At 68.0% G+C, this 24,612-nt stretch carries 21 protein-coding genes; 9 read left to right on the top strand and 12 right to left on the bottom strand.

All coding sequences use genetic code 11. The annotated features are described in order from the left end of the window. Positions 1-30: 30 nt before the first annotated feature. From gyrB to dnaA, 6 genes are all read right to left on the bottom strand, one after another. Positions 31-2,094, bottom strand: a complete 2,064-nt coding sequence (gyrB, locus tag OG390_RS25925) for a DNA topoisomerase (ATP-hydrolyzing) subunit B (RefSeq protein ID WP_406171460.1) — start codon at positions 2,092-2,094, stop codon at positions 31-33. Positions 2,095-2,568: 474 nt separating this feature from the next. After that, complete coding sequence (locus OG390_RS25920) at positions 2,569-3,144, bottom strand: DUF721 domain-containing protein (protein WP_406171458.1); 576 nt, start codon at positions 3,142-3,144, stop codon at positions 2,569-2,571. Further along, positions 3,141-4,262 (bottom strand): DNA replication/repair protein RecF, encoded by a 1,122-nt coding sequence (recF, locus tag OG390_RS25915; RefSeq protein WP_406171456.1) that lies wholly within the window; start codon positions 4,260-4,262, stop codon positions 3,141-3,143. Before recF ends, OG390_RS25920 begins: the two co-directional genes overlap by 4 nt. A 129-nt stretch (positions 4,263-4,391) precedes the next feature. Then, a complete protein-coding gene (gnd, locus tag OG390_RS25910; protein WP_406171454.1) occupies positions 4,392-5,267 on the bottom strand; it encodes a phosphogluconate dehydrogenase (NAD(+)-dependent, decarboxylating) in 876 nt (291 codons plus the stop codon). 163 nt (positions 5,268-5,430) lie between these two features. Next, positions 5,431-6,561, bottom strand: coding sequence for a DNA polymerase III subunit beta (gene dnaN / locus OG390_RS25905; RefSeq protein ID WP_399083209.1), 1,131 nt, complete (start codon positions 6,559-6,561; stop codon positions 5,431-5,433). Between the two features lie 1,021 nt (positions 6,562-7,582). Beyond that, the gene (dnaA, locus tag OG390_RS25900) at positions 7,583-9,628 is read right to left on the bottom strand and encodes a chromosomal replication initiator protein DnaA (RefSeq protein WP_406171452.1); all 2,046 of its coding nucleotides are present in this window, start codon (positions 9,626-9,628) and stop codon (positions 7,583-7,585) included. A gap of 397 nt (positions 9,629-10,025) precedes the next feature. Here dnaA and rpmH point away from each other — a divergent pair, with 397 nt between their 5' ends. The 9 genes from rpmH (at position 10,026) to OG390_RS25855 (ending at position 17,127) form a co-directional block, all read left to right on the top strand. Beyond that, positions 10,026-10,163, top strand: coding sequence for a 50S ribosomal protein L34 (gene rpmH / locus OG390_RS25895; RefSeq protein ID WP_006381191.1), 138 nt, complete (start codon positions 10,026-10,028; stop codon positions 10,161-10,163). A gap of 21 nt (positions 10,164-10,184) precedes the next feature. Next, on the top strand, positions 10,185-10,556 hold the full coding sequence (gene rnpA / locus OG390_RS25890) for a ribonuclease P protein component (RefSeq protein ID WP_266458390.1): 372 nt from the start codon (positions 10,185-10,187) through the stop codon (positions 10,554-10,556). Continuing rightward, the gene (gene yidD / locus OG390_RS25885; protein WP_406171451.1) at positions 10,553-10,918 is read left to right on the top strand and encodes a membrane protein insertion efficiency factor YidD; all 366 of its coding nucleotides are present in this window, start codon (positions 10,553-10,555) and stop codon (positions 10,916-10,918) included. The genes rnpA and yidD overlap by 4 nt, the downstream gene beginning before the upstream one ends. 3 nt (positions 10,919-10,921) lie before the next feature. After that, positions 10,922-12,211, top strand: a complete 1,290-nt coding sequence (gene yidC / locus OG390_RS25880; RefSeq protein WP_406171449.1) for a membrane protein insertase YidC — start codon at positions 10,922-10,924, stop codon at positions 12,209-12,211. A gap of 15 nt (positions 12,212-12,226) precedes the next feature. After that, positions 12,227-12,736 carry a protein jag gene (locus OG390_RS25875; RefSeq protein ID WP_406171447.1) on the top strand — a complete coding sequence of 170 codons (510 nt, stop codon included), beginning with the start codon at positions 12,227-12,229 and terminating at the stop codon, positions 12,734-12,736. 196 nt (positions 12,737-12,932) lie between these two features. Next, positions 12,933-13,649 (top strand): 16S rRNA (guanine(527)-N(7))-methyltransferase RsmG, encoded by a 717-nt coding sequence (rsmG, locus tag OG390_RS25870; RefSeq protein WP_406171445.1) that lies wholly within the window; start codon positions 12,933-12,935, stop codon positions 13,647-13,649. A gap of 365 nt (positions 13,650-14,014) precedes the next feature. Next, complete coding sequence (locus OG390_RS25865) at positions 14,015-15,088, top strand: ParA family protein (protein WP_406171444.1); 1,074 nt, start codon at positions 14,015-14,017, stop codon at positions 15,086-15,088. Next, entirely contained in the window at positions 15,085-16,182 is a 1,098-nt protein-coding gene (locus OG390_RS25860) for a ParB/RepB/Spo0J family partition protein (RefSeq protein WP_406171442.1), read from the top strand. The genes OG390_RS25865 and OG390_RS25860 overlap by 4 nt, the downstream gene beginning before the upstream one ends. Positions 16,183-16,509: 327 nt before the next feature. Beyond that, positions 16,510-17,127 (top strand): GNAT family N-acetyltransferase, encoded by a 618-nt coding sequence (locus tag OG390_RS25855; RefSeq protein ID WP_399083188.1) that lies wholly within the window; start codon positions 16,510-16,512, stop codon positions 17,125-17,127. A 94-nt stretch (positions 17,128-17,221) separates the two neighbouring features. Here OG390_RS25855 and trxA read toward each other — a convergent pair whose 3' ends face one another. The 6 genes from trxA to murJ all read right to left on the bottom strand — a co-directional run bounded on the left by trxA (position 17,222) and on the right by murJ (position 24,578). Further along, positions 17,222-17,554, bottom strand: a complete 333-nt coding sequence (gene trxA / locus OG390_RS25850; RefSeq protein WP_103545205.1) for a thioredoxin — start codon at positions 17,552-17,554, stop codon at positions 17,222-17,224. 43 nt (positions 17,555-17,597) lie between these two features. After that, positions 17,598-18,563: a thioredoxin-disulfide reductase gene (gene trxB, locus OG390_RS25845; RefSeq protein ID WP_406171439.1), complete on the bottom strand. Its 966-nt coding sequence runs from the start codon at positions 18,561-18,563 to the stop codon at positions 17,598-17,600. Positions 18,564-18,744: 181 nt separating this feature from the next. Continuing rightward, entirely contained in the window at positions 18,745-19,692 is a 948-nt protein-coding gene (locus OG390_RS25840) for an anti-sigma factor family protein (RefSeq protein ID WP_406171437.1), read from the bottom strand. Next, positions 19,689-20,405: an RNA polymerase sigma factor SigM gene (gene sigM, locus OG390_RS25835; RefSeq protein ID WP_406171435.1), complete on the bottom strand. Its 717-nt coding sequence runs from the start codon at positions 20,403-20,405 to the stop codon at positions 19,689-19,691. The genes OG390_RS25840 and sigM overlap by 4 nt, the downstream gene beginning before the upstream one ends. A 29-nt stretch (positions 20,406-20,434) precedes the next feature. Continuing rightward, positions 20,435-22,156 carry a serine/threonine protein kinase gene (locus OG390_RS25830; RefSeq protein WP_406171434.1) on the bottom strand — a complete coding sequence of 574 codons (1,722 nt, stop codon included), beginning with the start codon at positions 22,154-22,156 and terminating at the stop codon, positions 20,435-20,437. Positions 22,157-22,274: 118 nt separating this feature from the next. Beyond that, positions 22,275-24,578, bottom strand: coding sequence for a murein biosynthesis integral membrane protein MurJ (gene murJ, locus OG390_RS25825; protein ID WP_406171432.1), 2,304 nt, complete (start codon positions 24,576-24,578; stop codon positions 22,275-22,277). Between the last annotated feature and the right edge of the window lie 34 nt (positions 24,579-24,612).

Below are 24,612 nucleotides of genomic sequence, written 5' to 3'. Positions count from 1 at the left end.
TCCTTTCTGGTGCGGTCAGCTGAGACCGACTCAGATGTCGAGGAAGCGGACGTCCTTGGCGTTGCGCTGGATGAACGCGCGGCGCGCCTCGACGTCCTCGCCCATGAGGACCGAGAAGAGGTCGTCGGCCTGGGCGGCGTCATCGAGGGTGACCTGGCCGAGGACGCGGTGCTCCTGGTCCATCGTGGTGATGCGCAGTTCCTCGGCGTTCATCTCACCGAGACCCTTGAAGCGCTGGACCGAGTCGTCCTTGATGCGCTTGCCGTTCTGGCGGCCGAGCTCGATCAGCGCGTCGCGCTCGCGGTCCGAGTACGCGTACTCGAAGTCGTCCCGGCCCCACTTGATCTTGTAGAGCGGCGGGCGGGAGAGGAACACGTGACCGGCCTCGACGAGCGGCCGCATGAAGCGGAACAGGAAGGTCAGCAGCAGCGTGTTGATGTGCTGGCCGTCGACGTCGGCGTCCGCCATCAGGATGATCTTGTGATAGCGGAGCTTCTCGATGTCGAAGTCCTCGTGGACTCCGGTGCCGAAGGCGGAGATCAGTGCCTGGATCTCCTGGTTCTGCAGGATCTTGTCGATCCTGGCCTTCTCGACGTTGAGGATCTTTCCTCGGATCGGGAGGATCGCCTGGTACTGCGGGTTGCGGCCGGACTTGGCCGAGCCGCCGGCGGAGTCACCCTCGACGATGAAGATCTCGCACTTGGTGGGGTCGTTCGACTGGCAGTCGGAGAGCTTGCCCGGCAGGGAGGCCGACTCCAGCAGGCCCTTACGGCGGGTGAGGTCACGCGCCTTGCGGGCCGCCACGCGCGCGGTGGCCGCCTGGATGGACTTGCGGATGATGTCCGCGGCCTCGTTCGGGTTGCGGTCCAGCCAGTCGTTGAGGTGCTCGTAGACCGCCTTCTGGACGAAGGTCTTCGCCTCCGTGTTGCCCAGCTTGGTCTTGGTCTGGCCCTCGAACTGGGGCTCGCTCAGCTTGACCGAGATGATCGCGGTCAGACCCTCGCGGATGTCGTCGCCCGTGAGGTTGTCGTCCTTCTCACGCAGCAGCTTCTTGTCGCGCGCGTACTTGTTGATCAACGAGGTCAGCGCCGCGCGGAAGCCCTCCTCGTGCGTGCCGCCCTCGTGAGTGTGGATGATGTTGGCGAAGGAGTACACGCCCTCGCTGTAGCCGCTGTTCCACTGCATCGCGACCTCGAGGGACAGGCTCTTGTCCTTGTCCTCGGCCTCGAGGTCGATGACAGTGGGGTGCACCGCGTCTCCCTTGCGGGAGTTGAGGTACTTCACGAAGTCGACGATGCCGCCCTCGTAGTGGTACGTGACGGTCTTGACCTCGTCCTTCTCGTCAGCACCCGCCTCGTCCGCCCCGGCGGTGGCCTTCGCCGACTCGCGCTCATCAGTGAGTTTGATCGTCAAACCCTTGTTGAGGAACGCCATCTCCTGGAAGCGCCGCGAGAGCGTCTCGAAGGAGTAGTCGGTGGTCTCGAAGATGTCCGCGTCGGCCCAGAAGGTGACCGAGGTGCCGGACTCGTCCGCGGCCTCGTGCTGGGCGAGCGGGGCCGTCGGGACGCCCATCTTGTAGTCCTGCGTCCAGCGGTGGCCGTCCGTCTTGACCTCGACGGAAACCTTGCTCGACAGGGCGTTCACGACGGAGACACCGACGCCGTGCAGACCGCCGGAGACCGCGTAGCCGCCGCCGCCGAACTTGCCGCCCGCGTGCAGGACCGTCAGCACGACCTCCAGGGCCGGCTTGTTCTCGGAGGGGACGATGCCCACCGGGATGCCTCGGCCGTTGTCGACGACGCGAACGCCGCCGTCGGCGAGGATCGTCACGTCGATCGTGTCAGCGTGGCCGGCCAGCGCCTCGTCGACGGAGTTGTCGACGACCTCGTACACGAGGTGGTGCAGTCCGCGCTCACCGGTCGAGCCGATGTACATGCCGGGTCGCTTGCGGACCGCGTCCAGACCCTCGAGGACGGTGATGGCGCTGGCGTCGTACGAGGCTGTGACCTCGCCATTGGCGCCGACGTCGGTGGACGGGATGTTCTCGTTGGGGTTGCCGGAATCGGCCACGAAGCGCCCTTTCTGGCACAGCACAAGCCAAGCTCCCGGCGGGTGGCCGGAGCGGTTGCGGCGTGTTGCGTTGGTAAGCCCTAGTCAGCGTTGCACACCATTTCCCGATGGTCCCCGCAAGCGGGGCGGGATTGGCTTTCAGTCTACCGGTAGCGCCGACAGTGATGGGGGTTTGCCGGTACCTGAGTCCGCATGTGCCGCCCTGAACCGGTCTCGGCCGACTCCCCATATGCGGACCCGGGCCCAAAGAGGCTCACAGCGGCACTCAGCGCTTCCGGGTGTCAACCCTTGGCTACTGCGGAGTCAGGTCGGTGTTCGCGACCGCATGCGGTCGCCCGTGACCGACGGCCGGGGCCGTTCCACGACCGGCTGTGGGGCATGGCACGAGCCGCTTCATGATCGGCTGTGACGGGCTGTCGGCGCCGCTTCGTGATCGCAGGCATGGAAGGCCGAGGCCAGTCGTGATCAGCGGTGACGGACGATTCCCGCAGGCCTTGGTCACCCGTAGGTGTCGCCGGGACCCGTGCTGCCGGGGGCGCGCAGGGGCCCGAAGCGGCGCGCGGGGCCCCCGGGGCCCTGCACCTTGATCAACCGCACCGTGCCGTGCCCGAGGTCCTGGTTCAGCCGCGCGACCAACTGCGGGGCGAGCAGGCGCAGCTGGGTCGCCCAGGCGGTCGAGTCGCACTGCACCGTCAGCACCCGCTCGGCCGGGTCGTCGTCATAGCGCAGCGGAACACAGTGCTTGGCAAGGTCGTCGCCGACGATCTGCGGCCAACGGCCCATCACACCGCCCACCGCGGCCGGGGTCTCCCAGCCCCGCTCGGTGAGCAGCCGGTTGATGGCGGCACCGAGCGCCATCGGGTCGCGGCCGTCGGCGCGCGCGCCGGAGCGCAGCCCGCCACGCCGCGCCTGCTTCTTCTGCTGCGCCGCGTCCCCACGCGCGCGTGCCTGTTCCTTCGCGGCGCGCAGGGCCACGCGCGCCAGGTCGACGCCGGAGGGCTCGGGGGTCTTTTTGCCGGGTACTTCGCCGGGTACGGCTTCGGGAGCGTTTTTTCCGGGTGTGTTCTCCGTCATACGCGCTCCACCGTGCCCTCGGACACGGTATACCGCGTCCCCGCCAGCACGTCCGGTACGTCGTCGTCGACCGCGGCGGTCACCAGCACCTGCTCGCCCGACGCGACGAGTTCCGCGAGACGCTCCCTCCTGTGCGTGTCCAACTCCGCGAACACGTCGTCCAGGACCAGCACCGGCTCGTTTCCCTCGGCCCTGAGCAGGTCGTACGAGGCCAGGCGCAGCGCCAGCGCGTAGGACCAGGACTCCCCGTGGGAGGCGTATCCCTTGGCGGGCAGCTGACCGAGTTTGAGAAGCACATCGTCTCGATGGGGTCCTATCAGGGTCACGCCCCGCTCGATCTCCTGCTTGCGGACCTCGGCGAGCGCCGCCATCAGCTGCTCGTACAGGTCCTCGCGCGTGTGTGCCTCGCCGGGCGCGGACGGCTTGTACTCCAGCGTGATCGGCCCGCCGCCCGGCGCCAGCTGCTCGTACGCCTTGTCGGCCAGCGGCTGGATCGCGGAGATCAGGTCGAGCCGCTGGGCGAGCAGCTCCGCGCCCACGCGCGCGAGGTGCTGGTCCCACACGTCGAGCGTGGACAGGTCCATGGTGCGGCCGCCATGCCGCCGGGCCAGCGCAGCCGACTTCAGGAGGGTGTTGCGCTGCTTGAGGACCCGGTCGTAGTCCGAGCGGACACCCGCCATCCGCGGGGAGCGGGCGGTGATCAGCTCGTCGAGGAAGCGGCGCCGCTCGCCGGGGTCGCCCTTGACCAGTGCGAGGTCCTCGGGGGCGAACAGCACGGTTCGTACGATGCCGAGGACGTCACGGGGTCTGACCTGCGAGGACCTGTTGATGCGGGCGCGGTTGGCCTTGCCGGGGTTCAGCTCCAGCTCGACGAGCTGCTGGCGCTCGCCCTGGCGGACATTGGCCCGGATGATCGCCCGATCGGCGCCCATGCGGACGAGCGGCGCGTCGGAGGAGACGCGGTGGCTGCCGAGGGTCGCCAGATAGCCGACCGCCTCGACCAGGTTCGTCTTGCCCTGTCCGTTGGGTCCCACGAACGCGGTGACGCCCGGCTCGAGCGGGACCTCCACCCGGGCGTACGAGCGGAAGTCGGCCAGCGACAGATGCGTGACATGCATGGTCGTTCGCCGACCTCCCCCAGCGTGGTGTTTCCGTTCTTCCCGACGGTCGCGTCTACCCCGACCTTCGGGCTTTTCCCCCGGCTGTGGACAACCGGGTCACCCCGGGTGGCGAACCCGGGGCGCTGATCAGGCCTTCTCGACGGCGTGGCCGCCGAACTGGTTGCGCAGCGCCGCGATCATCTTCATCTGCGGCGAGTCGTCCTGTCGCGAGGCGAAGCGTGCGAAGAGCGACGCGGTGATCGCGGGCAGCGGCACCGCGTGGTTGATGGCGGCTTCCACAGTCCAGCGGCCTTCGCCGGAGTCCTGTGCATAACCCTTGAGCTTCTCCAGGTGCTCGTCGTCGTCCAGCGCGTTGACGGCGAGGTCGAGCAGCCAGGAGCGGATGACCGTGCCCTCCTGCCAGGAGCGGAAGACCTCCCGGACGTCGGTGACGGAGTCGACCTTCTCCAGGAGCTCCCAGCCTTCGGCGTAGGCCTGCATCATGGCGTACTCGATGCCGTTGTGGACCATCTTCGCGAAGTGACCCGCGCCGACCTTGCCGGCGTGCACCGACCCGAAGTCGCCCTCGGGCTTGAGCGCGTCGAAGATCGGCTGCGCCTTGGCGACGTTCTCGGCGGTGCCGCCGTACATCAGCGCGTAGCCGTTCTCCAGGCCCCAGACACCGCCGGAGACACCGCAGTCCACGAAGCCGATGCCCTTGATGCCCAGCTCGACCGCGTGCCTCTCGTCGTCCGTCCAGCGGGAGTTTCCGCCGTCCACGACGACGTCGCCGGGCTCCATGACAGCGGCCAGCTCGTCGATGGTGGACTGGGTCGCGGCACCGGCCGGGACCATGACCCACACCACGCGCGGGCCCTTGAGCTTGCCCACAAGCTCTTCCAGGCTGTGGACATCGGCGAGGTCCGGGTTGCGGTCGTATCCGATGACGGTGTGACCTGCGCGGCGGATCCGCTCGCGCATGTTGCCGCCCATCTTGCCGAGGCCGACGAGACCAAGCTCCATCAGTTGTTCCTTAGGGGTTGCGACGTGGCGTGAGGGCACTCTCGTACCTGGATCCGAGCCTAAACCCGGACGCTCACGCACACATGTGGGCATAGCCGCTCAGGCGAACGCCCCACCTGCGAATTTGCCCGCCGGGCCGTGCGGACCGGCAGGCTCGCAGTACTCAGCCGCTCAGGCGCACCGGCATGATCAGGTACTTGTAGGCATCGTCCGCCTCGGCGTCCACGGCGGGCTTGCCGCTCAGCAGCGCGGGCTTGGTGGACGTCGTGAAGGAGAGCTGGGCCACCGGCGAATCGATGGCGCTCAGGCCGTCGAGCAGGAACGTCGGGTTGAAGGCGATCGAGATGTCGTCGCCCTCCAACTGGGCGTCGACCCTTTCCACAGCCTGTGCGTCGTCGCTCGAGCCGGCCTCCAGGATGAGCACGCCCTGCTCGAAGCTGAGCCGCACGGGGGTGTTCCGCTCGGCGACCAGGGCCACACGCTTGACGGCCTCCACGAAGGGGGCGGTCTCGATCACGGCCACGGAGTTGAACTCCGTCGGGAACAGCGTGCGGTACTTCGGGAGGTCGCCTTCGAGCAGACGGGTGGTGGTACGCCGCCCGGCGCCCTCGAAGCCGATCAGGCCCTCGCCCGCGCCCGAGCCGGACAGCGCCAGGATCACGCTGTCGCCGCTCGTGAGGGCCTTGGCGGTGTCCAGGAGCGTCTTGGCGGGCACCAGGGCGACCGCGGACGCGTCCGGGTTCTCCGGCTTCCACAGGAACTCGCGGACTGCGAAGCGATAGCGGTCGGTGGAGGCGAGGGTGACCGTGTCGCCCTCGATCTCGATGCGCACGCCGGTCAGGACGGGGAGGGTGTCGTCACGTCCTGCCGCGATGGCCACCTGAGCTGCGGCCGAGGCGAAGACCTCACCCGGGACGGTGCCGGTCGCCGACGGCATCTGCGGCAGCGCCGGATACTCCTCCACAGGCAGGGTGTGGAGTGTGAATCGCGAGGAGCCGCAGACCACGGTCGCCCGTACACCGTCTGTGGAAATCTCCACCGGCCGGTTGGGCAGAGCGCGGCAGATGTCCGCGAGGAGGCGGCCGGAGACGAGGACCGTGCCCTCTTCGTCGACCTCCGCGTCCACCGAGACGCGCGCCGAAACCTCGTAGTCGAAGCTGGAGAGGCTGAGGGCACCGTCCTCGGCCTTCAGAAGGAGGCCGGCGAGCACAGGCGCCGGCGGACGGGCCGGGAGGCTGCGTGCCGCCCAGGCCACTGCCTCCGCGAGTACGTCGCGTTCCACCCGGATCTTCACCGTTGCCGCCTCCGTCTGTTGCCGGCGCTCTCGCCCTGCTGGCCTTCGTCGTCTGACTCGGTGTCCCTCGACCCTGTGAGGGGAAGGACACCGGGGAACAGTCTGACGCACCGCGCTGACAGTCGGTGCCCCTCGGGGTCAAGTCGTGCCGAGCGGCACCTGAGCCTCCGAGAGCGAGTTGTGCACAGCCCCGTCTTCGAAACGATTCCCAGGCTCTCTCTAGTTGGTCTTAGTAGTAGGCCCTGTGGAAACCGTGGATAACCATGTTTTCGCAGCTCAGAGGCGATTTTTTATCCACTGGCCCTGTGGGCGGAGGCGGTGGACAACCGAGGGTTTCTGTGGACGACGAAAAGTTCTGCACACTCGATGCACAGCCTCGGGCCACTTCTCCCCAGCACCGTCCCCAGCTTTACCCACGTTCCCCACAGGCCAACCGGACACCTTTGTGTGACGCCTTTCACTCGACACGGTGAGAAGGCGCGTCGCGTTGCCGAACAGTGGACAGAGGTGTGGAGAAGCTGGGGATCACTGGGGACAACCGAGTCAGGCCTGTGGGGCGCCGGTGGACAACTCCGTACACACCCTGTGGATCTTTTCTTCGTCCACAGTCTGTGGAAAGTCTTCGTCCACGAATCCACAGGGTGTTGACCTGGTCCGATGGTCTCGCAACAGCAGCCCCTGTGGACACGATCGGGACAACTTCCCAGTCCCCAGGGTGTGGACGCCGGAAAGTCACCGAATCTGTGGAGGGTGGCCGTAACCGGGCTCGTATTCGAACAACAGGTGTCGGGTCGGTAGCGGCGACAAGGGGGCGGAAGCCCTCTGCGCGCGTACGAGAACGGCGAAGGACGCCTTCGGCAACGGCGAAGGACGCCTTCGGCACGTGCACGAGAACGGTGGTGGGCGCCCTCGGCACCTGCGTCAGAAGGCCTGGGGGCGCCCTCGCCGCGCGGACGGGAACGGCGAAGGGCGCCCGCGGGAACGTGTCCCGGGGCGCCCTCAGCGGCGTACCGCCGTGCCGTCAGCCGTTCTTGATGCGGTTCGTGAGTTCGGTGACCTGGTTGTAGATGGAGCGGCGCTCGGCCATCAGCGCGCGGATCTTGCGGTCGGCGTGCATGACGGTCGTGTGGTCGCGGCCGCCGAACTGCGCGCCGATCTTCGGCAGTGACAGGTCGGTGAGTTCGCGGCACAGATACATGGCGATCTGCCGCGCCGTCACCAGGACGCGGCTGCGCGAGGATCCGCACAGATCGTCCACCGTCAGTCCGAAGTAGTCGGCGGTGGCCGCCATGATCGCGGTCGCGGTGATCTCGGGGGCCGAGTCCTCTCCGCCGGGGATCAGGTCCTTGAGGACGATCTCCGTCAGACCGAGGTCCACCGGCTGCCGGTTCAGCGACGCGAACGCCGTCACCCGGATCAGCGCGCCCTCCAGCTCGCGGATGTTGCGCGAGATCCGGGACGCGATGAACTCCAGCACCTCCGGCGGGGCGTTGAGCTGCTCCTGCACCGCCTTCTTACGAAGGATCGCGATACGGGTCTCCAGCTCGGGCGGCTGGACGTCCGTGATCAGACCCCACTCGAAACGGTTCCGCAGCCGGTCCTCCAGGGTCACCAGCTGCTTGGGCGGCCGGTCGGAGGACAGCACGATCTGCTTGTTGGCGTTGTGGAGCGTATTGAAGGTGTGGAAGAACTCCTCCTGCGTCGACTCCTTGTCCGCCAGGAACTGGATGTCGTCGACCAGCAGGATGTCCATCTCCCGGTACCGCTTGCGAAAGCTGTCGCCCTTGCCGTCCCGGATGGAGTTGATGAACTCGTTGGTGAACTCCTCAGAGCTCACATAGCGCACGCGCGTGCCCGGGTAGAGGCTGCGGGCGTAGTGCCCGATCGCGTGCAGCAGGTGCGTCTTGCCGAGGCCCGACTCCCCATAGATGAAGAGCGGGTTGTACGCCTTCGCCGGCGCCTCGGCGACAGCGACCGCGGCGGCGTGCGCGAAGCGGTTGGAGGCACCGATGACGAACGTGTCGAAGAGGTACTTCGGGTTGAGGCGCGCGGTGGGCTCGCCCGGACCGGTCGCCGGCGCGGGCTGCGCGGCCAGCGGGCCGGGCGCGCCACTGGAGGAAGGCAGCGCGGGGCCGCCGCGGTGCACCTGGCCGCTGCCCGAGGGCGGCTCCTGAAGATCGCGGCGGTCGGGGCGCTGGTCGTAGTCGGAGCGCGGCTGGTCGTAGTCCGGGCGCTGCTGCTCGTACGGCGGGCGCTCCATGGACTGCGGCCGGTAGTCCTGCGAGGGCGAGGCGTACGGGTCGCGCTCCGGGAAGCCGAGGCGCTGCTGCTGCCAGCCGTAGTCGTCCTGTGAGTGCCGCGGCCAGGCGCCCGGCTCCGGGCGCTGGTAGTCCGGGTACGCCGGACGGGCGGTCGGGAGCTGGTCCGGGCGGCCCGATGAGTGCTGGTCCGGGCGGCCGGACGGCAGCTGGTCTCCGGGAGCGCCCGAGAGCGGGTCGGAGCGGCCGTTCCTGCGGTCGTCGGCGCGGTGGCGGCCATACCCCTCGTAGCCGTCGCGGCGCTGGGTGTCGTACGGGCTGCGGTCGTCGCGTCCTTGGGGCTCGTAGCCGCTGCGTTCGCCGCGACCCTCGGACTCGTAGACGCCGCGCTCGTCGCGCCCCTGGCCCTCGTAGCCGCTGCGCTCGTCACGGCCCTGGCCCTCGTACGCGTCGCGGCCCTGGCTCGACCCGGAGGGGAGCTCGGGCTCCTCGTACCGGGACTGGGCCGGCGGTGCCGGGGCCGGGGGCTCACCGGCGGAGTCGTCGACGGTGATCGCGATCCGGATCGGGCGGCCGCACTCACGGCTCAGGGTTTCGCTGACGACCGGCGCGAGGCGACCTTCGAGTACGCCCTTCGCGAACTCGTTCGGGACCGCGAGGAGCGCGGTGTCCGCGACCAGTGCCAACGGCTGGCAGCGCTTGATCCAGTGCTCGTCCTTCGCCTCGACACCCTGACCCCGGCCCTCCCCGAGGAGTTGTTCGAGTACTCGTGGCCACACTGCGGCAAGATCGGCAGGTACGTCAGCCACAGGGCACGCTCTCTCATGGGTCCCACGAACGTGTGGTTCTGGGAACGGGTTGGGAAGTCAGTCGGGTTGGGGCGGGGGGAACAAAACCGCTGCGGCGGTGGGAAGGGAACGAATCGGAGTCCAGCCACGGTAGTCAGGGCGACCGGTGCGGTTCAAGTTGTTGTCCCCAGCCTGTGGATAGTGTCCCCTGGCCGGGGCTGGTTTGACCGGATGGCGTAGCCGCGCGTACCGTAACCAGGTCGAGTTGTCGATGGCTGCTGCCGCCTGCCTCCGATGGGCACAGATCGCGAAGAGTGATCGGGAAGCGGTGCACTCGGGCGTAACGAGCTACCTCGTGGGCGCACGGTGACAGCCAGGACGGCACCCCGCCACCACCGATTCTTTCTGGAGCCCCCGAGTGAGCAAGCGCACCTTCCAGCCGAACAACCGTCGTCGCGCCAAGACCCACGGCTTCCGCCTGCGGATGCGCACCCGTGCCGGCCGCGCGATTCTCGCGAACCGTCGTGGCAAGGGTCGCGCCAGCCTGTCCGCCTGATCATTTATAGGTCATGACGTCGTGCTGCCTACCGAGCATCGGCTGAGGCGGCGCGAGGACTTCGCGACCGCGGTACGCCGAGGACGCCGGGCCGGACGCCCGCTCCTCGTCGTCCATCTACGTAGCGGTGCAACGGACCCGCACGCGCCTGGGGAGAGCGCTCCCCCGACGCGTGCGGGTTTCGTCGTGAGCAAGGCCGTGGGTGGAGCGGTCGTACGCAACAAGGTGAAGCGCAGGCTTCGCCATCTGATGCGTGACCGAGTCGCTCTGCTGCCCCCCGGTAGCCTGGTAGTCGTACGAGCGCTGCCCGGTGCGGGCGACGCCGACCATGAACAGCTGGCCCGAGACCTGGACGCCGCCCTTCAGCGGCTGCTGGGAGGGGGCGCGCGATGAAGTACCCGCTGCTGGCGCTTATCAAGCTGTACCAGTGGACGATCAGCCCGTTGCTCGGGCCGGTCTGCAAGTACTACCCGTCGTGCTCCCGCTACGGCTACACGGCCATCGACCGGCACGGTGCGATCAAGGGAACGGCACTCACCGCCTGGCGCATCCTCCGGTGCAATCCGTGGTCGCTGGGTGGCGTGGACCATGTTCCGCCGCGCAAGCGTCCGCGGTGGCACGAAATGCTGCGTAACGCCTGGCGTGCACGCAAGGGCGGGAACTCCGCCGCCGAACCGGCCATCGAGGGGCATGGAATGTCCGACCATCCCTCGAGTCCGGCCGCCGAGACCCCGTCCCATGCTCAAGGAGCCTGATTAGTGGACACGATTGCCAGTCTTTTCAGCTTCATCACGACACCTGTTTCCTGGGTCATCGTCCAGTTCCACTCCGTGTACGGGAAGATCTTCGGTCCCGATACGGGCTGGGCCTGGGGCCTGTCCATCGTGTCCCTGGTGATCCTGATCCGTATCTGCCTGATCCCGCTCTTCGTGAAGCAGATCAAGGCCACTCGGGCCATGCAGACCCTGCAGCCCGAGATGAAGAAGATCCAGGAGCGCTACAAGAACGACAAGCAGCGCCAGTCCGAAGAGATGATGAAGCTGTACAAGGAGTCGGGTACCAACCCGCTCTCCTCGTGCCTTCCCATCCTGGCGCAGTCGCCGTTCTTCTTCGCCCTGTACCACGTGCTCAACGGCATCGCGACGGGCAAGACGATCGGCGTTATCGACGATCAGCTGCTCGCCAGCGCCCGTAAGGCGCACATCTTCGGCGCCCCGCTCGCGGCCAAGTTCACCGACAGCGCCGACAAGGTCGCCCAGCTCGGCGCCACGCTGACCGATGTCCGTGTCGTGACCGCAATCATGATCGTGCTGATGTCGGGGTCGCAGTTCTACACCCAGCGTCAGCTGATGACGAAGAACGTCGACACCACGGTGAAGACGCCGTTCATGCAGCAGCAGAAGATGCTGATGTACGTCTTCCCGGTCATGTTCGCCGTCTTCGGCATCAACTTCCCGGTCGGTGTTCTCGTCTACTGGCTGACCACCAACGTGTGGACCATGGGCCAGCAGATGTACGTCATCCACAACAACCCGACCCCGGGCAGCAAGGCCCAGGCGGCGTACCTGGAGCGCCTGCAGAAGCACGTCACGCACCATGAGAAGACGCGCAGCCGTGGCGAGAAGGCCATCGTCAAGGCGATCGTCGCCAAGGGCCGCGACCGCAATGACTTCGAGCGCAAGTTCATCAACAGCCTGACCAAGGCGGGTCTGGTGGCCCAGGTCGACGGCAATGTGGTGAAGGGTGAGGCCGCTACGGTCGTCGAGGCCGAGGACGGCACCACGACCACCACCGGTGGCGCCCCCAAGCGGCAGCAGCCGAAGCGGCAGTCCAAGTCGCAGCGCCAGTCGGGCGCGGCAGCCGGCACGGCCAAGGCGGCGGGCGAGTCCGAGCCGAAGACCTCGCTGACCAAGTCCGACGAGCCGGAGGACGCCAAGCCCGCCCCCAAGGCGGCCGGCGGAAGCAAGCCCGGCACCGGTACCCGCAGCAAAGCCCAGTCCGGACAGCGCAAGGGCCCGCAGCGGCCCAAGTCCCCGTCCAAGAAGTAAGAAGGAGTCCATCCCGTGACGGAAGGCACCACCTCCGCCGCCGCTGAGGGCGACACCCTGACCCGCCTTGAGCAGGAAGGCGAGATCGCGGCGGACTACCTCGAGGGTCTGCTGGACATCGCCGATCTCGACGGCGACATCGACATGGACGTCGAGGCCGACCGCGCCGCTGTCTCGATCATCAGTGACGCGGGCAGCCGCGATTTGCAGAAGCTGGTCGGCCGGGACGGCGAGGTACTGGAGGCCCTTCAGGAGCTCACGCGCCTGGCCGTGCACCGGGAGACCGGCGACCGCAGCCGCCTGATGCTCGACATCGGGGGCTACCGTGCCAAGAAGCGTGAGGAGCTTTCCGAGCTGGGTGCCAAGGCCGCAGCCGAGGTCAAGAGCTCCGGTGAGCCCGTGAAGCTGAAGCCGATGACGCCCTTCGAGCGCAAAGTGGTGCATGACGCGGTCAAGGCCGCGGGACTGCGCAGTGAGTCCGAGGGCGAGGAGCCGGAGCGCTTCGTCGTCGTGCTCCCCGCTTGATCGGTACGTCCGTTCCTCCGGCCCCGTCTGTTGCGCAGGCGGGGCCGAACTTTGTCAGCCTGGTAGTCCCTGACAGCTGGTAGCCCCCGGCAGCTGTAGAAGTCCCTGACAGCTTCGGTCCCGGGCAGCTGTGGTCCCTGATAGTCCTGGAACTCAGCGCTCAGTGCGCTCATGCGGTACGGAAGGACGGTTCCCCGTGACGGAGGCAGCGGAGCTTCCCCCTGCGCCCGAGCAGGCGCGCGAGGTATTCGGCGATCGCTTCGCGGATGCGGTCAGGTACGCGGAACTGCTGGCCGAGGCGGGAGTGCAGCGCGGGCTGATCGGCCCCCGCGAAGTGCCCCGGCTGTGGGAGCGGCATCTACTGAACTGCGCCGTGCTCTCCGAGGTCGTGCCCGAGGGCGTCACCGTGTGCGACGTGGGCTCCGGCGCCGGGCTGCCAGGCATCCCGCTGGCCCTCGTCCGCGAGGACCTCAAGATCACGCTGCTCGAACCGCTCCTGCGCAGGACCAACTTCCTCACCGAGGTCGTGGAGATGCTCGGCCTCGACCATGTCACCGTCGTGCGCGGCCGCGCCGAGGAGGTTATGGGGAAGCTGCAACCCGTCCACGTGGTGACGGCCAGGGCGGTCGCTCCACTGGACCGGCTGGCGACGTGGGGAATCCCACTGCTTCGCCCGTACGGCGAGATGCTCGCGCTCAAGGGCGACACCGCCGAGGAGGAGCTGAAAGCCGCCGCCACGGCTCTGAGCAAGCTCGGCGCCGTGGAGACGTCCATCCTGCACGTCGGCGAGGGTGTCGTGGACCCGCTGTCCACTGTGGTGCGCGTCGAGGTCGGGGAGAGCCCCGGCGGGGTCCGCTTCGCGGCGAAGCGGGCCAAGGCGGCTCGGACGGGACGGACCCGACGGCGCCGCTGACCCACACGGTTTCCGGTTGTCCCTGAACTCTCGGCTCCGCTGTGCGTGGAGCCGAGAGTTTTTCTGTTCGAGGCCAGGAGTTCTTCGTCACTCCGGCTGATCCGTCCTGACGACGAGCCGTACTCCACACAAGCTGCCAAACCTATGCATCTCGGAGTGTCGCGTCGTGATGGCCGTGGCCGCTATGCATCGTGTTTCACGTGAAACGTCGCTCACTGTTGCACGGCATCATCAGTCGCGGCCGCGCCGCGGCCGAACCCCGCGACCGAAGGCCTCTCGGCTCACTCGGAGAGGGTGCGGAGTTGTCCACAGAGGTGGATTTCTCCACAGAAGAACGGGCCTCGCTGGTTCACGACCCCGAAGGCATGGGAGGCTCTGTTCATTGCGAGCCTGAAGTCGAGGAGAGTGAATCCTTGCGGTCCGACGCCAACATCGCGGGACCGATGACCGATCCGGTCCCCGGTCCCCGTACCGAGTCGATGGGGGAGGATGTTTCACGTGAAACACCGCCCCCGATGGACGACACTCCCATCGGTCGTGCTGCCCAACTGGCTGTGGAGGCGCTAGGTCGCGCCGGTGAGGGTCTGCCACGGCCCGAGCAGACCCGCGTCATGGTGGTTGCCAACCAGAAGGGCGGGGTGGGTAAGACCACGACCACGGTCAACCTTGCTGCCTCGCTGGCCCTGCACGGTGGCCGCGTCCTGGTGATCGACCTCGACCCTCAGGGCAACGCCTCCACCGCGCTGGGTATCGACCATCACGCCGAAGTCCCATCCATCTACGACGTGTTGATTGACAGCAAGCCGCTCTCCGAAGTCGTTCAACCGGTCCCTGATGTCGAGGGTCTCTTCTGTGCCCCTGCCACGATCGATCTCGCCGGTGCGGAGATCGAGCTGGTGTCCCTGGTGGCACGGGAGAGCCGGCTGGAACGAGCGATCCAGGCGTACGAGCAGCCGCTGGACTACATCCTCATCGACTGCCCGCCGTCGCTCGGACTCCTGACGGTCAACGCGCTGGTTGCCGGTGCGGAGGTCCTCATCCCCATCCAGTGCGAGTACTACGCGCTGGAAGGCCTGGGGCAGCTCCTGCGCAACGTCGACCTGGTCCGGGGGCACCTCAACCCCAACCTCCACGTCTCGACGATTCTGCTCACCATGTACGACGGCCGGACACGCCTCGCGTCCCAGGTCGCGGACGAGGTACGCAACCACTTCGGCGACGAGGTGTTGCGGACGAGCATTCCTCGCTCGGTCCGTATCTCCGAGGCCCCGAGCTACGGGCAGACAGTACTGACCTACGATCCAGGATCGAGCGGTGCTCTCTCGTATCTTGAGGCCGCACGAGAAATCGCCCTCCGCGGAGTCGGTGTGGCTTACGACGCGCAACACGCCCACCTGGGCGCACAGATTGATCAGAGCATGGTGGAGGGGATCCAGTGAGTGAGCGACGACGAGGGCTGGGGCGGGGCCTCGGCGCACTGATCCCCGCGGCTCCGACCGGAGAGAAGGCGGCTTCCCCGGCAGCGGGTGGAGTCTCCACCTCGCCGGCGGCCGTGCCCGTGCTCACCGCGGAGCGCGGGGTGGCGGCGGCGAAGGTGGCCACGCTGCCGCCTGTTTCACATGAAACGGAGGAGCCTTCGGCGAACGGAGCCATGGAGGCTCCGTCTGCGCCTGTCGGCGCTCACTTCGCCGAGCTGCCCCTCGACTTCATCACCCCCAACCCGCGCCAGCCGCGTGAGGTGTTCGACGAGGACGCTCTCGCTGAGCTCGTCACCTCCATCAAGGAGGTCGGACTGCTCCAGCCGGTCGTCGTTCGGCAGGTGGGCCCGGCACGCTATGAGCTCATCATGGGCGAGCGGCGGTTCCGGGCGTGCCGTGAGGCGGGGCTGGAGGCCATTCCGGCGATCGTGCGGGCCACGGAGGACGAGAAGCTCCTCCTGGACGCGCTGCTGGAGAACCTGCACCGCGCCCAGCTGAACCCGCTGGAAGAGGCGGCTGCCTACGACCAGCTGCTCAAGGACTTCAACTGCACGCACGACCAGCTGGCGGACCGTATCGGCCGCTCACGTCCGCAGGTCTCCAACACCCTGCGTCTGCTGAAGCTCTCGCCGGCGGTCCAGCGTCGCGTAGCCGCCGGAGTCCTTTCCGCGGGGCATGCGCGAGCTCTGCTCTCCGTCGATGACTCGGAGGAGCAGGACCGGCTCGCTCACCGCATCGTGGCCGAGGGGCTTTCGGTGCGGGCCATCGAGGAGATCGTCACCCTCATGGGATCGCGGCCGCAGACCGCTCCGCGTTCCAAGGGGCCGCGCGCCGGTGCTCGGCTCTCTCCGGCGCTGAGCGATCTGGCAACCCGCCTCTCGGACCGTTTCGAGACGCGGGTGAAGGTCGATCTGGGGCAGAAGAAGGGCAAGATCACCGTCGAGTTCGCTTCGATGGACGACCTTGAGCGCATCCTGGGCGCCCTCGCCCCAGGCGAGGGTCCCGTCCTCCAGAAGAGCCTCGTGGATGGTGACTCGGAGGACACGGAAGACTGAGTCGCCCCACGGCGGGACGGACTTTCACAGATCGAACAGGAGCACGGGCCGTGTCCGGTGTGTACCGGAACACGGCCCGCTCTTTGCTTTCTGACGGTATCGATGGAATCGCATCGTGGATACGATGCGTTCGGGTATGGCGCATCCACCTGGCGGCACCTTCATTGGGGAGGCGGGGGCCATGCAAACCGTGAGCCGTACCGGACTGGTGACCGCGGGCCTGGGCCTGGGAGCGGTCGGCGGCTTCGTCGGCAGCCTGCTCAGGGAGCGGAGCGCTCTGACAGCCGCTCGCGATGCTGCGGGCGAAGGAAGCGAGGAACAGCCTTCATGGGGCGCCGGCTCGTACCGCTCACGCTGGACAACCTTCAGGACCTTCCCAACCGCTGTCGCGCGTGTGTCTTCTGGGAGCTGGATCCAGTCAGCGGCGAGGCCGCGGTAAAGGCGGGCACTCCCGCACTGGAGAAGGAAGCCTGGATCTCCGCGGTCCTGTTGGACTGGGGTTCCTGCGGTCGTGTCGTCTACGTAGACGACGCACCGGTGGGCTTCGTGCTGTACGCGCCCCCCGCCTACGTTCCCCGCTCAACGGCATTTCCCACGAGCCCGGTGTCGCCGGACGCGGTTCAGCTGATGACCGCCTTCATCATGCCCGGTTACCAGGGGCAGGGACTCGGCCGGGTGATGGTCCAGACGGTCGCCAAGGATCTGCTGCGCCGTGGCTTCAAAGCGATCGAGGCATTCGGAGACGCGCGGTGGAAGGAACCGGCCTGCGTGCTGCCCGCCGATCATCTGCTCGCCGTCGGCTTCAAGACGGTCCGGCCGCACCCCACCTATCCGCGGTTGAGGCTGGAGCTGCGAACGACGCTTTCCTGGAAGGAGGACGTCGAGCTGGCGCTGGACCGCCTCCTGGGAGCGGTACAGAAGGAACCGGCCCTCCGTCCTCTGTAGCCGGTGCTCTGCCTCTACGGCGAATGGGCCAGCCCGGAAGGGCTGGCCCATTCGTGTTTCACGTGAAACATGCCGCTCGCACGGCCGTCACCCACTACTCGGCGATGAAGTCCTCAAGGTCGCGAACGATCGCGGCCTTCGGCTTCGCACCGACGATGGTCTTGGCCACCTCGCCACCCTGGTAGACGTTCAGGGTCGGGATCGACATGACGCCGTATTTGGCGGCCGTGCCCGGGTTCTCGTCGATGTTGAGCTTGACGACCTCGATCTTGTCGCCGTACTCGGAGGCGATCGCCTCGAGCGACGGAGCGATCTGGCGGCACGGACCGCACCAGGCGGCCCAGAAGTCCACCAGGACGGGCTTGTCGCTCTTGAGGACGTCCTGCTCGAAGGAGTCGTCGGTCACATTCTTCAGGGTGCCGGCCACGGCGGGCTCCTTAACTTGTTTCTGCGGTGAGGCGGATGGGGGATTAGACGGTGGCGGTCGCGGCAGCGGTCTCGCTGTCCGCGAGAGCGGCGAGGTAGCGCTCTGCGTCGAGGGCGGCGGAGCAACCAGTGCCGGCCGCGGTGATCGCCTGGCGGTACGTGTGGTCGACCACGTCACCGGCGCCGAAGACACCGGTCAGGTTCGTCCGGGTCGAAGGCGCCTCGACCTTCAGGTAGCCCTCGTCGTCCAGGTTGAGCTGGCCCTTGAAGAGCTCGGTGCGCGGGTCGTGACCGATCGCGATGAACAGGCCGGTCACCGGGAGCTCCGAGATCTCGCCGGTCTTCAGGTTGCGCAGCGTCAGGCCCTCGAGCTTGGGGCTGCCCTTGATCTCGGCGACCTCGCTGTCCCAGACGAACTTGATCTTCGGGTCGGCGAAGGCGCGCTCCTGCATCGCCTTCGAGGCGCGCAGGGTGTCCCGCCGGTGGACGATCGTCACGGACTTGGCGAACCGGGACAGGAAGGTGGCCTCCTCCATCGCGGTGTCGCCGCCGCCGATCACGGCGATGTCCTGGTCCTTGAAGAAGAAGCCGTCACAGGTCGCGCACCAGGAGACGCCGCGACCGGAGAGGGCGTCCTCGTTGGGCAGGCCGAGCTTGCGGTGCTGCGAGCCCGTCGTAACGATGACGGCCTTGGCGCGGTGCACGGTGCCCGCGGTGTCCGTGACGGTCTTGATCTCGCCCGTCAAGTCGACGGCGACAACGTCGTCCGGAACCAGCTCGGCGCCGAACCGCTCGGCCTGGCCGCGCATGTTGTCCATGAGCTCGGGGCCCATGATGCCGTCCTGGAAGCCGGGGAAGTTCTCCACCTCGGTGGTGTTCATCAGGGCACCGCCGGCAGTGACGGCGCCCTCGAACACCAGCGGCTTCAGCGACGCGCGCGCGGTGTAGAGCGCCGCCGTGTAGCCGGCGGGCCCGGAGCCGATGATGATCACGTTACGGACGTCGCTCACGGCTTGATTCCTCGTCTCTGGAGACTGCTGCGGACCGGTGGGAGCCTCTCTCAGTACTCTCACCCCACCCAACGGATCCTAAGGGGCTTCAATTCCCGCTGTGTCCGGGCACACGGAGACGCGCCACCGCACACAGATGCCATGCGGTATCCGGGGAGAAGACGGTTGGGTACGGACGTCCTCAGGACTTGGCGTAAGACTGCGTCAGCAGCAGCTTGCCGGGGGATGCCGAGCCTTGTTTCTCGCAGGCGTCGTCGACGATGTAGGCCGCGACTTCAGTGCTGTCGGAGGCGTCGGGCTGCACGACGAGATAGACGCTCGTCCCCTTGTATGTGCCCTTCTCGGCAGCGAGGACTACCCCGCTGTTGCCTGTCCCCTGCTGGACGCAGTCAGGGACAGGAACGGTGGGCGAGATCAAGGTGCCGACTCCGCCGGAGTCGGTCTCCGCGCCATTGGACTCGATTCCCCAGGGCTTCGCGCTGCCGGAACGGCTGCCCGTGCTCTTGTTCTTCGCGAGGAGATCCGCGACGTGATCCTTCAGCTGCCCCTCGGAGAAGGTGACCGTCGAGCCTGATTCCTGCTTCGTTGCCGTCTCGGAACCTTTGCCGTCGCCGCCCATCGACTGTACGAGGATCGCGCCCAGCCCCAGAGCGGCAGCCGTGAAGACCGTGCCGAGAACCGCCGCCCTGCGGCGCCCACGGTGTACCAGGCGGGCACGGCCGGGGCCGGTGGACGCGCGAGGATGTCCCGAGGGGCGGTCTGCGGACGAAGCGGAGCCCGAGTCGACCGCTGCTCCGGAGAGGTCGGCGGTCGATGTTTCACGTGAAACACTCGCCCCGTCGTCCTCCGCACCGGATGGCTGATCGGGCGACGTGGCACTCAACAGGACTTCCGCGGCCAGGGCGGCATCGATGCGTCCGGCCACGTCGTCAGGCATGCGTGTTGGACCCGGCAAGGTGCCGAGCAGACCCCGGATCTCCTCCAGCGAGTCGTACACGTCCGCACAGAGCACACAGTCTTCGAGGTGCTGTCGCACGTCCGCGGTACGGGTAGGCGGGAGCAGACCTTCGGTGAGGTCGGAGAGCTCCGCGACGTCCGGGTGCCCGGCCGTATCCGTCGTGGCTGTCACGCTCGCCCACCTCCGCCCTTCACAGCAGCTGAATCGCTTGGCCCTGCATCGTGTGGTCCCGCTGCCGGTGGGACGGATGTCCCCTGCGTCCGGTTCCTTCCGTCGCCCGACTTCTTGCCGTCCTCGCCGCTCCCGTTCCCCGCACGGAGATGGGTGAGCAGCGGGAGCAGTCTGGCTCTGCCGCGCGCGCAACGGCTCTTCACGGTGCCGGTCGGCACATCGAGGATGCGGGCCGCTTCCGCCACGGGGTAGCCCTGCATGTCCACGAGGACGAGGGCGGCGCGTTGGTCGGCCGGGAGCGTACCCAGTGCCTCCAGGAGTTCGCGGTGCAGATCGTTGCGCTCGGCCGGAGCAGAGGCGGACTCGTGCGGCTCGAGGAGCTGCTCCAGGCGTTCGGTGTCGTCGACGGGAGAGGTCTTCCTTGAGGCGGCCTTGCGGGCCCGGTCCAGGCAGGCGTTCACCGTGATGCGGTGGAGCCAGGTCGTGACGGCCGACTGGCCGCGGAAGGTGTGGGCGGCCCGGTAGGCGGAGACCAGCGCGTCCTGGACGGCGTCAGCGGCCTCCTCGCGGTCTCCCAGCGTCCGCAGCGCCACCGCCCACAGCCGGTCGCGGTGACGCCGTACGAGCTCACCAAAGGCCTCCGGATCGCCCTCTACATGGCGAGTGAGGAGATCCTGATCGCTTGCTTCGCCGTATCCGGCTTCCTCGGCCATCGGATCCCCTCCCCTTCGCCGCCGAGCCGTCAGCCGGTGAACTTCACGTCCGTGATGGCCTGCTTGTAGCCGTCGCCGCTGTACTGGTCACCGGCTGCACGGGGCATCGCGGTGATCCACAGCAGGACGTACTGGCTCTTCACTCTCTTGCTGATCGTGATCTTCGCGGTGGTGCCGCCCGTCGTCACGGTCCCGATCTTCGTCATCGATTCCAGGGGCGTCGAGGAACTCGTCGAGTCCGTCGCGTAGAGGGTGATCGTCGTGTGGTCACCGGGGTACAGGAGCCCTATCGAGGCGCCCGAGACCGTCTGCTGCGAGCCGAGGTCGTAGACGATGCCGACGCCGGGCTTGAAGGACGGCTTCATCTCAGGACCGTCTATGAAGCTCTTGGTCCGCCAATACGTCGAGCTGTTGCCGTCGTACGTGTTGGCGACGTCCCCAGGTGCCTGGGCGTCCCCCTTCGCGACGTACTCCGTGGCACTCTGGATCTTGATCGGCTTGACCGGCTTGGTCTTGTCGCCGCTCTTGTCGTTGCCGTCGCTCGTGTGGGTCTGGTTGGTGTTGTCGTCCGACTTGCCGCGGTCCATCAGCGCGTCCGCGAGCTGCCAGCTGCCAAGACCCAGCGCGGCGATGAGGAGAGCCGACACGGCCCACTTGAGGGCCTTGCCGGTACGGCTCTGCAGCGGGGGCAGCGGGGTCGGTACGGGCTGAGCGACACCCGGACGCGGGGCCTGACGGCCGTACGTGCCCTGCTGGTACGTCGTGCGCTGGTACTCGGGCGGGGCGGTGAACGCCGGCTCCGGCGGGCGGATGCGGGGCATCTCGCTGATCGCCTTCACCAGTTCCTCAGGAGTGGTGCACGGGGATTCATGGCGGGAGGCGGTCGCGCCGTCGTTGGCGAGCGCGCGCATGGCGAGCTCCGACAGGCCCCGGTGGACACCGGCCCGTACCTGGTCGGGGGCGATGAGACCGACGCCCTTGGGCAGACCGGAGAGGCCGTACGCGTCGTCCTCGTACGGCCAGCGCTGGGTGAGCGCGGCGTACAGGAGTGCGCCGATCGCCTCGGTGTCGGTGCGCTGGGGGGTGTCGGAACTGATGCCGCGCAGCGCGGCGTTCACTGCGAGCCCGCGGATGCGCCACTGACCGGACGAGGTGCGCAGCACGGCGCCAGGGGTCAGCCGCAGATGTGCGAGGCCCTCGCGGTGCGCTGCAGCCATGGCCTGGGAGACCTGGCTGACCATCTGGTAGGCGTCGTGCACTTCGAGCGGACCCGGGGCCAGGAGCGTCGTCAGCTCCGTGGCGTCCGGCAGCCACTCGTGCACGACATAGACGAGGTCATTCTCCTCGACCGCGTCCAGGACCTGGACGAAGCGGGGATCGCCCAGCAGGGCGGACGAGCGGGCCGCCGCCAGTACCGAGCGGGCCCGCGGATGGTCGGCGGGCAGCAGATGCACACCGACGGCGCGGCGGAGTTTCTCGTCCACCGCGCGCCAACTGCTGAAACCGTCCAGACGGGTGACGCACTCCTCAAGACGGTAGCGTCTGGCGAGCTTGTGACCGCTGTGCAGCTCGGGCGGTGAGGCCTTTCCGGGACGCTCGGTCCCGCCGCTCCCCTGTGCCTCTTCGCTCTCCGTGTCCTGCTCCCGGTTCTGGGCCACCCCGTCGGCCGTGGACTGGTCCGCCTTGGCGGTCAGCGGCTCGTCACCGCTGTTGTCTGCCACGTCGACGGCAGCCGTGCTCCGTTCCGCCACCGTCGTTCCCGCCTCCCCATCCGTTGCGCGCTGTCCGCCGCAGAAACCAATTGTGCCCACAGTCCGGCGCTATGCACGACACACGGCGACGGACGATGGTTGTGCGCATACCCCCGCTTCAGCGCCCCAGGCGCCCGCGGACCATTCCGACCATTGAGTTGAGTTCTTCGATGCGCATCTTGCGCGCAGCGACGTAGAAGACGCCGAGCAGGGCGACCGAACCGACCAGCAGGGCAGCGATCGACCCGAGGGCCCCGTGCCCCAGGGCCCCGGTGATCGCGAACCCGACCGCGCCGCCGACCACGGCGCCAGGGATTGCCGCGAGGCAGAGACGCGCGTACGTCCGCAGTACGCGTGCGCCGTCCAGGTCGCCGCTGAGCCGCCTGCGCAGCCGCTGCCAGGCCACTCCGACGCCCACGGCGTACGCCAGCCCGTACGCGCCGGCCATGCCGACGACCGCCCACTGCGCGGGCAGGATCACGTAGCACAGGGCCGAGGCGGCCGCGTTGACCGCGGCCACGATCACCGTGTTGTAGAAGGGCGTGCGGGTGTCCTCGTACGCGTAGAAGCCGCGCAGGACCACGTACTGCACGGAGAACGGGATGAGGCCGAGGCCGAAGGCCATCAGGACATAGCCCTGGGACTGGGCGGCTCCGATGCCGCTGGAGCCGAAGAGCAGGGTGCACATCGGGATGCCGAGCGCGACGAACATGAAGGCTACGGGGACGATCGCGACGGCCGAGGTGCGCAACCCCTGTGAGATGTCGTCGCGCACCGCGCCGGGGTCGCCGTCGTGAGCCGCGCGCGAGATGCGGGGCAGCATCGCGGCCATGACCGAGACGGTGATGATCGCCTGTGGCATGCCCCAGATCAGCTGCGCGTTGGAGTAGGCCATGATGCCCGCGCCGCTCTTGCCGGAGGCCTTGCCCGCAGCCGTGGCGAGCTGGGTGACGACGAGGACGCCTGCCTGGTTGGCGAGGACGAACAGCACGGTCCACTTCGCGAGCTTGACCGCCTTGCCGAGGCCGTGGCCCTTCCAGTCGAACCGCAGCCGGAAGCGGAAGCCGGTCTCGCGCAGGTAAGGCACCATCGCCATGGCCTGCACGACCAGGCCGAGCAAGGTGCCGATGCCCAGGAGACGGACTCCGTCGGGCGGGATGTTGTGCACCGACATGCCGGAGTCCGCGGCGGTTCCGTACACCCACAGGAACAGGCCGAAGGTGGCGATCATGACGATGTTGTTGAGGACCGGAGTCCACATCATCGCGCCGAACTTCCCCCGGGCGTTGAGGATCTGGCCCATCACCACGTGGATGCCCATGAAGAAGATCGTGGGGAGGCAGTAGCGGGCGAAGGTGACGGCGACGTTGTTCGAGGCCGGGTCGCTGGCGACGGCGTCCGACATCAGCCGGATCAGCAGCGGCGCGGCGAAGACGACGATCGTGACGATCACGCCGAGGGCGACCATGACGAGGGTCAGCAGGCGGTTGGCGTACGCCTCACCGCCGTCCTCGTCCTCCTTCATGGACCGCACCAGTTGCGGCACGAACACGGAGTTGAGGCCGCCGCCGACCGTCAGGATGTAGATCATCGTCGGCAGCGTGTACGCCACGCTCCACACGTCACCGAGGGTCGCGGCGCCCAGGGCTGCCGTAATGATCATGGTCCGGACGAAACCAGTGAGCCGGGACACCAGCGTGCCCGCGGCCATCACCGCGCTCGATTTCAGCAGACCCGAGGCACGTCCGCCCTTCTTCGACGCGGGCGCGGGCGCAGATGTGGGGGTGAGCGTCATCGTCTTGTCGGACACCGGGCCGGGAGGCTGTGCCGTCGGGCCCTGGTTCACGGATGGTGCCGGGGACGGGGCGGGGACGGCCGCGGCCTCCGCGGGAGGACGACCGCCGGCCTGCTGCTGGTCACGGAAGAGATGGGCGAAGGCGTCGGGCTCGTGACGCTCCTCACCGGCCTGCGTGACCAGGTCGTCGACGCCCACGAACTGGGTCGTGCGCGCGTCCTCGCCGTACGGGAGGTGGCGTGTCGGGCCGGCCGGTTCCGGAGGGGGTGTCTGGGCCCACACGCGTGGGTCGGGTGCGTGCTGCGGCGCGGGCGGCTGGGTGTAGAGGGGCTGCTGCGGGTAGTACGTGCCGGGGGGCGGTGGGGGGTGCGCGGCACGGTCGTAGAGCGCCTCGGTCACCGGGTCCTGGGCAGCGAGGTCCTGTGCCCGGTAGGGATCCTGGTCGTAGGCGTCCTGGAAGTACATGTCCGCGGGAGATCCCGGCGGCATCTGGGCGTGCTCGGGCGGCGGGCCTTCCGGGTAACCCTCGGGGTAGCCGGAGTGACCCGCGCCCTGGTCCGGGTAGCCCTCGGGGTGGCTCGGGCTGCCGGCGCCCTGGCCACGGTCACCGTCGTACGGCGCGTTCATGGTTACCCCACCTCATCGTCCCCGGGCCCACCGG

This window comes from Streptomyces sp. NBC_00996 (genome assembly GCF_045162675.1).
GTDB lineage: Bacteria > Actinomycetota > Actinomycetes > Streptomycetales > Streptomycetaceae > Streptomyces.
This window is presented reverse-complemented; position numbering and strand designations above follow the sequence as displayed.

Excerpts from the sequence above, each read along its gene's own strand:
- murJ (WP_406171432.1), bottom strand. The coding sequence starts at position 24,578 with ATGAACGCGCCGTACGACGGTGACCGTGGCCAGGGCGCCGGCAGCCCG.
- gnd (WP_406171454.1), bottom strand. The coding sequence starts at position 5,267 with ATGGAGCTTGGTCTCGTCGGCCTCGGCAAGATGGGCGGCAACATGCGC.
- OG390_RS25855 (WP_399083188.1), top strand. The coding sequence starts at position 16,510 with ATGGGGCGCCGGCTCGTACCGCTCACGCTGGACAACCTTCAGGACCTT.
- OG390_RS25865 (WP_406171444.1), top strand. The coding sequence starts at position 14,015 with ATGGGAGGCTCTGTTCATTGCGAGCCTGAAGTCGAGGAGAGTGAATCC.
- sigM (WP_406171435.1), bottom strand. The coding sequence starts at position 20,405 with ATGGCCGAGGAAGCCGGATACGGCGAAGCAAGCGATCAGGATCTCCTC.
- OG390_RS25920 (WP_406171458.1), bottom strand. The coding sequence starts at position 3,144 with ATGACGGAGAACACACCCGGAAAAAACGCTCCCGAAGCCGTACCCGGC.
- recF (WP_406171456.1), bottom strand. The coding sequence starts at position 4,262 with ATGCATGTCACGCATCTGTCGCTGGCCGACTTCCGCTCGTACGCCCGG.
- yidD (WP_406171451.1), top strand. The coding sequence starts at position 10,553 with ATGAAGTACCCGCTGCTGGCGCTTATCAAGCTGTACCAGTGGACGATC.